Source organism: Lysinibacillus sp. GbtcB16, from assembly GCF_019091145.1.
Classification (GTDB): Bacteria; Bacillota; Bacilli; order Bacillales_A; family Planococcaceae; genus Lysinibacillus; species Lysinibacillus fusiformis.
In genome coordinates, this window is the sequence record NZ_JAGXJV010000080.1 from 1 (window position 1) to 762 (window position 762).

Below are 762 nucleotides of genomic sequence, written 5' to 3' on the forward strand. Positions count from 1 at the left end.
GAAAGCGTGGAGCTCGGTAATCGGGCTCCTTGTTCATTAGTAATAGTTTCAGGTTTAGGTGATGTAAAAGCAGCTACGCAAACACAGAAGTCTGCATATAGGCATGTTTCTTGCTATATCGGGACGCTGCTAGAAGAAAGAGAAATAGAGGCTGAAGTCTTGATAGAGGGTGATAATTACGAGCGAGTATCAGAATACAGGTCTATGTTGGCTCGTATTATGAACCCGGCACTAGGTGAAGGCGTATTACGTTATGAAAATGACTACACGAGCGTGCGGATCAAAGCTGTGCTAGAAAACGTGCCCTTATCACCTGATGGTGTAGAAAATCGTGGAGAGAGATTTCAAAAAACGTTTATTCATTTACTTTGTGCGGATCCTTTCTTCTTTAAAGAAAAAAGACAGGACGATATCGCTGTATGGGTACCGGCTTTTGAGATGCCATTTGAAATTCCGATCAGTGGCATGGAGTTCAGCCATCGAACACCGTCTTTAATCACTGAGATTACAAATGAGGGGCATATTGCTACAGGTATAGAGGTGCAGATTAGAGCATTAGGTAAGGCGAAGAACCCTAGAATAATAAACGTAGTTACGCAAGAGTATCTAAAGATAAACAAAACAATGGTTGCTGGAGAAATTATCACCATCGATACAACAAAAGGGAAAAAGAAAGCTGTGAGTAATGTGGATGGTCCAATCATGCGTAAAATCGATTTCGCACCAAGTACCTTTTTACAATTAGAAGTGGGTGCGAATTTA

General features: G+C 41.2%; 1 protein-coding gene. It reads left to right on the forward strand.

Going from position 1 to position 762, the window contains the following annotated elements; genetic code table 11:
- A partial coding sequence (locus KVT27_RS23375) for a phage tail family protein (RefSeq protein WP_217582048.1) occupies positions 1 to 762 on the forward strand: 762 nt, incomplete at both ends.